The following is a 7,810-nucleotide window of genomic DNA, read 5'->3' as shown; positions in this document are numbered from 1 at the left end:
GATCCGGGTCATACCGGCGGAGGGACTGGAACGCGGGTGGGGATTGCCTTGGCCCGCAGACAGCGACTGGACCGCTTCCAAACCCGGATCTCCTGAACCTTGGACCAAGGAGGAGATCCCGCATGAACGCCCACAGCAAACCCCAGAAGAACAGCGTCAAGGCCGCGCCGCAAAGCGTGACGACGGGGCCGATCATCGGCTCGCGCAAGATCTATGTGCCGACACCCGAGGATGGCTCGATCCGGGTGCCGTTCCGTGAGGTGCAGCTCACCACGGACGCCGAACCGCCGGTGCGGATCTACGACCCGTCCGGCCCCTTTACCGAGACCGACGCGAAGATCGACCTCGATGCGGGCCTGCCCCAGCCGCGTCGTGCCTGGCTCGACGCCCGCGGCTTCGAGCGGGTCGCCGGGCGCGCGGTCACCGCCGCCGATAACGGCCATATCAGCGAGGCGCAGCTCGTTCCGGCCTGCCCGGCTGAGCGCCCGATCCTCGAGGCGAAGCCCGGCCAGATGGCGACGCAGTACGAATTCGCCAAGGCCGGCATCATCACGCCCGAGATGATCTATGTCGCCCATCGCGAGAATCTCGGCCGCGCCGCGATGCTCGAAGGCGCGCGCGAGCGTCATGCCGATGGCGAGAGCTTCGGCGCCAGCGTGCCGGAATTCGTCACGCCCGAATTCGTCCGCGAGGAGATCGCGCGCGGGCGCGCCATCATCCCGGCCAACATCAACCATCCCGAGCTGGAGCCGATGGCGATCGGCCGCAATTTCCTGGTCAAGATCAACGCCAATATCGGCAACTCGGCCGTCACCTCTGGCGCGGCCGAGGAGGTCGAGAAGCTGGTCTGGGCGATCCGCTGGGGCGCCGACACGGTGATGGACCTCTCCACCGGCCGCAACATCCACAACATCCGCTCCTGGATCCTGCGCAATTCGCCGGTGCCGATCGGCACGGTGCCGATCTACCAGGCGCTGGAGAAGGTCGGCGGCGATCCGATCAAGCTCGACTGGGAGGTGTTCAAGGACACCCTCATCGAGCAGGCCGAGCAGGGCGTCGATTACTTCACCATCCATGCCGGCGTCAGACTTCCCTATGTTCCGCTCACGGCATCGCGAGTCACCGGCATCGTTTCGCGTGGCGGCTCGATCATGGCGCGCTGGTGCCTGGCGCATCACAAGGAGAGCTTCCTCTACGAGCGCTTCGACGAGATTTGCGACATCATGCGCAAATACGACGTCTCCTTCTCGCTGGGCGATGGCCTGCGTCCGGGCTCGATCGCCGACGCCAATGACCGCGCCCAGTTCGCCGAGCTGGAGACGCTGGGCGAGCTGACCCAGGTCGCCTGGAAGAAGGGCTGCCAGGTGATGATCGAGGGCCCCGGCCATGTGCCGATGCACAAGATCAAGGAGAACATGGACAAGCAGCTGCGCGAATGCGGCGAGGCGCCCTTCTATACGCTCGGACCGCTGACCACCGACATCGCGCCGGGCTACGACCACATCACCTCGGGCATCGGGGCTGCGATGATCGGTTGGTATGGCTGCGCCATGCTCTGCTACGTCACGCCGAAGGAGCATCTGGGCCTGCCGAACCGCGACGACGTCAAGACCGGCGTCATCACCTATCGCATCGCGGCCCATGCCGCCGACCTCGCCAAGGGCCATCCGGCCGCGAAGATCCGGGACGACGCGGTCTCCCGCGCCCGTTTCGACTTCCGCTGGGAGGACCAGTTCAACCTGGCGCTCGACCCCGACACGGCGCGCGAGTTCCACGACGAGACCTTGCCGAAGGACGCCCACAAGGTCGCGCATTTCTGCTCGATGTGCGGGCCGAAATTCTGCTCGATGAAGATCACGCAGGATCTGCGCGCCGAGGTTCTGGCGATGGGCGAGAACGAGCGCAAGGCGCTCGAAGCGCTCGCGGATGAAGGCATGGCGGCCAAGTCGAAGGAGTTCCTCGACAAGGGCGGTAGCATCTACCTGCCCGCGGCGGAGTGAACAGAGCCTCCGGAGGTCGCGACGCGGCTCGCGTTGCGGCCTTCGGGCGGCCGGAATAACCCGCCGGCTGTCGCGGACCGAGAAATCGCTACTGGGTGGGCGTAAGCGGGAGCGGCGCGGGCTTCGGTGCCGCCGGGCGCGGTTTCGGCTTGGCCGCCTGCTTCGGCTCGGTGCCGAGCCCGAGCCTCGCCCGCAGCTCGGCCGCGCGCGCCTCCGTGACCCGCGCGGCGCAGAAGCCGTATTGGCCCTCGCGCTGGAAATCGCGGCAGATCATCTCGCGCTCGCCCGAGAAGCCGGCCTGCTCGCGGGCAAGCGTCCGCTGGTCGACCGCGTTCGCCTTCGCCGTCAGCGTCCGGTAGCCGTCGCGCAGTGCGCGCTCGGCCGCGCCGCGCGCGCGTTCGATCGCCTTGGCCTGGCTCGCGACGACACCCTGATCCGGCCCCCAGAGCCCCCGCGGATCGATCCGGCATTGCGCGGCTTCCACGATGCAGGGCGCGGCTGGCTCCGTCACCAGCAGGGCGCCGTCGAGCACGTCGAAGACGATCGGGCAGATCGGCGCCTCCAGCCTGTAGCGCGGCAGGCCCGCCGGCTTGCCGAGGGGGGTGACGGGTAGGGGCGCATCTCCGAAGGAAACGGCGCAGGGCTCGACCAGATTGGCGGCCTGATAGCCGTCGAGATTGAGCTTCAGCCCGTAGCCGCCGCCGAGCTTCTCGAAGACGGCGGTACCATGGTGGCCGTTCAGATGCAGGGTCTTGCCGAGGATCGCCTCCTCGCCCGCGATCTTGAGGGCCGGCAGGCTCTGCTGGCGCGGCGCCGCAGGCGCGCCCGCCGCCGGCGGAGCGGCCTGGTGGGTTCCCGGAGCGTTGAAGGGCTGGGCGCCCGGCAGTTGCAGCGGCTGCGYCCATGCGGCGGTGCCGGCGGCTGCCTGAAGCAGCGCTGCGAGGCCGAGGACGATGCGCTTGCGTGCTTTCATCGGGTTCATGTCAAGCCAAACGGCCCTTTTGAATGAGCCGTGCTTTTGGCCTGCGCAAGGACGCAAAGGCCACACTCGGCCGGGAAAGCGCCGCAAAGATAACGTTAGGGCAAGTCCCGCCGCATACTCGGGAATGTGTAATCCCCGATTCTTAATCGGCTCGCCTGTCTTGCAAGGGCGGGAACACCCTCACTATATACGCGCCCAAGGGGCGGTTTCACCACCGTCAAACGTGGAATGCCGGGTCGTTCGCCGCTGAAGCGGGTGCGAGCCGGTCCATGGGCCGGCAGGCGGCGTGAACGCGTCGCAGGTCGGCGATCTGCTCAGTCGAAAGGGATCCCATCCATGGGTAAAGTCATCGGTATCGACCTTGGCACGACCAATAGCTGCGTCGCAGTGATGGAAGGCTCTACACCGAAGGTCATCGAGAATTCGGAAGGCGCGCGCACCACGCCCTCCATCGTCGCCATCACGGATGACGGCGAACGCCTTGTCGGCCAGCCCGCGAAGCGGCAGGCCGTCACCAATCCGGAGCGCACCTTCTTTGCGATCAAGCGCCTCATCGGTCGGACCTACGACGATCCGATGACGCAGAAGGATCTCAAGCTGGTCCCCTACAAGATCGTCAAGGCCCCGAACGGCGACGCCTGGGTCTCGGCCGACGGCAAGGAATATTCGCCGTCGCAGATCTCGGCCTTCACGCTGACCAAGATGAAGGAGACGGCGGAGGCCTATCTCGGCCAGCCCGTCACCCAGGCCGTCATCACGGTTCCCGCCTATTTCAACGACGCCCAGCGCCAGGCGACCAAGGATGCCGGCAAGATCGCCGGCCTTGAGGTTCTGCGCATCATCAACGAGCCGACTGCGGCCGCGCTGGCCTATGGCCTCGAGAAGAAGTCGTCCGGCACCATCGCGGTCTATGACCTCGGCGGCGGCACCTTCGACGTCTCGATCCTCGAGATCGGCGACGGCGTCTTCGAGGTGAAGTCGACCAACGGCGACACCTTCCTCGGCGGCGAGGATTTCGACATGCGCCTCGTCGAGTATCTCGCGGACGAGTTCAAGCGCGAGCAGGGCATCGACCTGAAGAAGGACAAGCTCGCCCTCCAGCGCCTGAAGGAAGCGGCCGAGAAGGCCAAGATCGAGCTGTCGAGCGCCGCGCAGACCGAGATCAACCTGCCCTACATCACGGCGGATGCCTCCGGTCCCAAGCACCTCGCCATCAAGCTTTCGCGCGCCAAGTTCGAGAGCCTGGTCGACGACCTGATCCAGCGCACCATCGAGCCCTGCAAGAAGGCGCTCAAGGATGCCGGCCTCTCGGCGGGCCAGATCGACGAGGTCGTCCTCGTCGGCGGCATGACCCGCATGCCGAAGGTGCAGGAGGTCGTGAAGCAGTTCTTCGGCAAGGAGCCGCATAAGGGTGTGAACCCTGACGAGGTCGTCGCCATCGGCGCCGCGATCCAGGCCGGCGTGCTGCAGGGCGACGTCAAGGACGTGCTGCTGCTCGACGTGACCCCGCTCTCGCTCGGCATCGAGACGCTGGGCGGTGTGTTCACGCGCCTGATCGACCGCAACACCACGATCCCGACCAAGAAGAGCCAGGTCTTCTCCACCGCCGAGGACAACCAGAACGCGGTGACGATCCGGGTCTTCCAGGGCGAGCGCGAGATGGCGGCCGACAACAAGCTGCTCGGCCAGTTCGATCTGATGGGCATTCCGCCGGCCCCGCGCGGCATGCCGCAGATCGAGGTGACCTTTGACATCGACGCCAACGGCATCGTGTCTGTGACGGCGAAGGACAAGGCCACCAACAAGGAGCAGCAGATCAAGATCCAGGCTTCCGGCGGCCTCAGCGAGGCCGACATCCAGAAGATGGTGAAGGATGCCGAGGCCAACGCCGCCGAGGACAAGAAGCGCCGCGAGCTGGTCGAGGCCAAGAACCAGGGCGAGAGCCTGGTGCATTCGACCGAGAAGTCGCTGAAAGACTTCGGCGACAAGGTTTCGGAAGCCGACAAGTCGGCGATCGAGACGGCGGTCGAGGCGCTCAAGACCGCGCTCACGGGCGAGGACGCCGAGGCGATCAAGGCCCGCACCAACGAGGTGATGCAGGCTTCGATGAAGCTCGGCGAGGCGATGTATGCGGCCAGCCAGGCCGAAGGCGCTGCCGCCGAGGGCGAGCATCACGAGGAAGCCAAGAAGGACGACGTCATCGACGCCGACTTCAAGGATGTCTCGGACGACAAGAAGAAGAGCGCGTAACCGCGCGCTCGGGATGACGACGTCATGGCCGGGCTTGACCCGGCCACCACGTTCGGGAATGGCGTTGAGGCCAACTGACGACGCTTGACGCGCGGATGGCCGGGCTTTCGAGTCCGGCCGTCTTGCGTCGGGACCACAGGGACAGAACGTTTCGATGTCGAAGCGCGATTACTACGAGATCCTCGGCGTCAGCCGGACCGTGACGGATGTCGAGCTCAAGGGCTCCTTCCGCAAGCTCGCGATGCAGCATCATCCGGACAAGAATCCCGGCGACCACGAAGCCGAGATCAAGTTCAAGGAAATCAACGAGGCCTATCAGGTCCTCTCCGACGGCCAGAAGCGCGCAGCCTATGACCGCTWCGGCCATCAGGCTTTCGAGAATGGCGGTGGGGCCGCCGGCGGGGCCGATTTYTCCGACTTCATGTCGGAYATCTTCGATTCCTTCTTCGGCGACGCCCGTCGCGGCGGGCCGCGGGGAGCCAATGCCCGCGAGCGTGGCGCCGATCTGCGCTACAACCTCGAGATCGGGCTGGAGGACGCCTTTACCGGCAAGAACGCCTCGATCCGCGTGCCGACCTCGGTTTCCTGCGAGGCCTGCACCGGCAGCGGCGCCAAGCCCGGCTCGAAGTCGCGTCAGTGCCCGACCTGCGGCGGCCATGGCCGCGTGCGCGCCAATCAGGGCTTCTTCTCGGTCGAGCGGACATGCCCGACCTGCAATGGCCGTGGCGAGGTCATCGACGACCCTTGCAAGAATTGCCAGGGCTCGGGCCGGGTCACCCGCGAGCGCACGCTTTCGGTCAACATCCCCGCCGGCGTCGAAGACGGTACGCGCATCCGCTTGGCCGGCGAGGGCGAGGCCGGCCTGCGCGGCGGCCCTGCGGGCGATCTCTACATCTTCCTGTCGATCAAGCCGCACGCGATCTTCCAGCGCGACGGTGCTGATCTGTTCTGCCGCGTGCCGATCGGCCTRGTCTCGGCCGCGCTCGGCGGCGAGATCGAGGTGCCGACGCTGTCGGGCGAGCAGGCCCGGGTGAAGGTCCCGGAGGGCACGCAGACCGGCAAGCAGTTCCGCCTCAAGGGCAAGGGCATGAGCGTGCTGCGCTCGCGCGAGGTCGGCGATCTCTACATCCAGGTCGTGATCGAGACCCCGCAGAAGCTGACGGCGCGCCAGCGCGAACTGCTCGAGGAGTTCGAGCGCGAGAGCTCGCACAACAACCATCCCGAGACGGCCGGCTTCTTCGGCCGGGTCAAGGATTTCCTCGGCGGGCTCGGCGGCACGGCCTGAGCCGCGCCGGAGCAAAGCAAGAAAAAGGGCCGCCCCGAGGGCGGCCCTTTCCGTTTCTGCGGGCTTGCGCCTCAAGCCTTGTCGACGACCTTCTTGATCGCGTCCTTGCCCTTGCCGATCGCCTGCTGGGCCTCGCCCTTGAGCTCCTGGGCCTTGCCCTCGGCTTCCCATTCCGGCTTGTTCACCGCCTTGCCGGCGGCCTGCTTGATGTTGCCGGCGGCCTCGTTGGCCAGGCCCTTGATCTTGTCGGTCGTGCTGCCCATGGCGTGGGATCCTTTCGATGTCGATGCCGCTCGCGCGGCCTTCGCATAGGCAACCGAGCTTGCCGCGAAAGGTTCCGGTCCGGTTCTCAAGCGCGTCCCGCGCCCGTCGCCGCCAGCACGCGCAAGGCCTCGGCGGTCGCCGGGTCGGCCGGGAAGAAGGTTTCCAGGGCGAGCTCCGACAGGGTCACGTCGACCGGCGTGCCGAACACTGTGGTCGTCGAGATCAGCGACAGCGTGGCGTCGCCGAGCCTGAGCTTGAGCGGCACGGCGATGGCGGGCTCGGTGCCCGCATCGTGCTGGGGCGGCGCAGAGCCTTTCGGATCGGGATAGGCCGAGAGCTCGGTGAGCAAGGCGCCGAGTTGCGTATCCGCCGTCGCCCGGACCTGCTGGCGCAGCCTTGCGAGCAGATGCCCCTTCCATTCCGCGAAGTTGACGATGAAGGTTGCGAGCCCGCCCGGATGCAGCGAAAGCCTGAGGACATTGACTGGGGGCTCCAGCAATTCCGCCTCCGCGACAAGGCCGAGGAAGCCGGCCACGGCGCCGTTGGCCGCCAGCAGGTTCCAGTGCCGGTCGACCGCGAGCGCCGGATAGGGCTCGTGGCCTTTCAGGATGAGGTCGATTGCCGTGCGGGCGGCCTGCAAGGAAGGATCCTCCAGCGACCGCTCGCGGTAGACCGGGGCATAGCCGGCCGCCAGCAGCAAGGCGTTGCGCTCGCGCAGCGGGACAGTGAGGTGTTCAGCCAGCAGCAGCACCATCTCGCGGCTTGGCCGGGCGCGGCCGCTTTCGATGAAGCTCAGATGCTTCTGGGAGATCTCGGCTTCCAGCGCGAGATCGAGCTGGCTGAAGCGGCGAAGCTGGCGCCAGTCGCGCAGCAGCGAGCCGATGGGCGGAGCGTGATGTGTCGTCATGCCGACAAGCTAGCCGGGCGGCCGGCCGGTTCCAATTACCTCCCGCTTAATCGACGGGCTGCCGTGAAGGCGCCAGCATTTCCTCATCGCAACGGGCATTCGGCCCAGACGAGAAGGAGACT

General features: G+C 66.7%; 6 protein-coding genes. 3 read left to right on the top strand and 3 right to left on the bottom strand.

Translation table 11 applies throughout. The features are described from left to right. Positions 1-122: 122 nt before the first annotated feature. Positions 123-2,000 (top strand): phosphomethylpyrimidine synthase ThiC, encoded by a 1,878-nt coding sequence (thiC, locus tag AB4Y99_RS05020; RefSeq protein WP_441522588.1) that lies wholly within the window; start codon positions 123-125, stop codon positions 1,998-2,000. Between the two features lie 88 nt (positions 2,001-2,088). Here thiC and AB4Y99_RS05015 read toward each other — a convergent pair whose 3' ends face one another. Further along, positions 2,089-2,973, bottom strand: a complete 885-nt coding sequence (locus tag AB4Y99_RS05015; RefSeq protein ID WP_441522587.1) for a hypothetical protein — start codon at positions 2,971-2,973, stop codon at positions 2,089-2,091. A gap of 345 nt (positions 2,974-3,318) precedes the next feature. Between AB4Y99_RS05015 and dnaK the strand changes: the two genes are divergently transcribed. Together dnaK and dnaJ are read left to right on the top strand one after the other, a co-directional pair. Further along, entirely contained in the window at positions 3,319-5,232 is a 1,914-nt protein-coding gene (gene dnaK, locus AB4Y99_RS05010; RefSeq protein WP_038364955.1) for a molecular chaperone DnaK, read from the top strand. A gap of 154 nt (positions 5,233-5,386) precedes the next feature. Next, positions 5,387-6,517 (top strand): molecular chaperone DnaJ, encoded by a 1,131-nt coding sequence (dnaJ, locus tag AB4Y99_RS05005; protein WP_441522586.1) that lies wholly within the window; start codon positions 5,387-5,389, stop codon positions 6,515-6,517. A gap of 71 nt (positions 6,518-6,588) precedes the next feature. Here dnaJ and AB4Y99_RS05000 read toward each other — a convergent pair whose 3' ends face one another. Further along, positions 6,589-6,780 carry a CsbD family protein gene (locus AB4Y99_RS05000; RefSeq protein ID WP_038364949.1) on the bottom strand — a complete coding sequence of 64 codons (192 nt, stop codon included), beginning with the start codon at positions 6,778-6,780 and terminating at the stop codon, positions 6,589-6,591. A gap of 86 nt (positions 6,781-6,866) precedes the next feature. Then, entirely contained in the window at positions 6,867-7,688 is an 822-nt protein-coding gene (locus AB4Y99_RS04995) for a helix-turn-helix domain-containing protein (RefSeq protein ID WP_441522585.1), read from the bottom strand. Positions 7,689-7,810 lie beyond the last annotated feature (122 nt).

This window comes from Allobosea sp. TAB14 (assembly GCF_052113865.1).
GTDB lineage: Bacteria > Pseudomonadota > Alphaproteobacteria > Rhizobiales > Beijerinckiaceae > Allobosea > Allobosea spartocytisi.
This window is presented reverse-complemented; position numbering and strand designations above follow the sequence as displayed.

Coding starts and splice junctions, on each gene's coding strand:
- thiC (WP_441522588.1), top strand. CDS start 123: ATGAACGCCCACAGCAAACCCCAGAAGAACAGCGTCAAGGCCGCGCCG.
- AB4Y99_RS04995 (WP_441522585.1), bottom strand. CDS start 7,688: ATGACGACACATCACGCTCCGCCCATCGGCTCGCTGCTGCGCGACTGG.
- dnaK (WP_038364955.1), top strand. CDS start 3,319: ATGGGTAAAGTCATCGGTATCGACCTTGGCACGACCAATAGCTGCGTC.
- AB4Y99_RS05000 (WP_038364949.1), bottom strand. CDS start 6,780: ATGGGCAGCACGACCGACAAGATCAAGGGCCTGGCCAACGAGGCCGCC.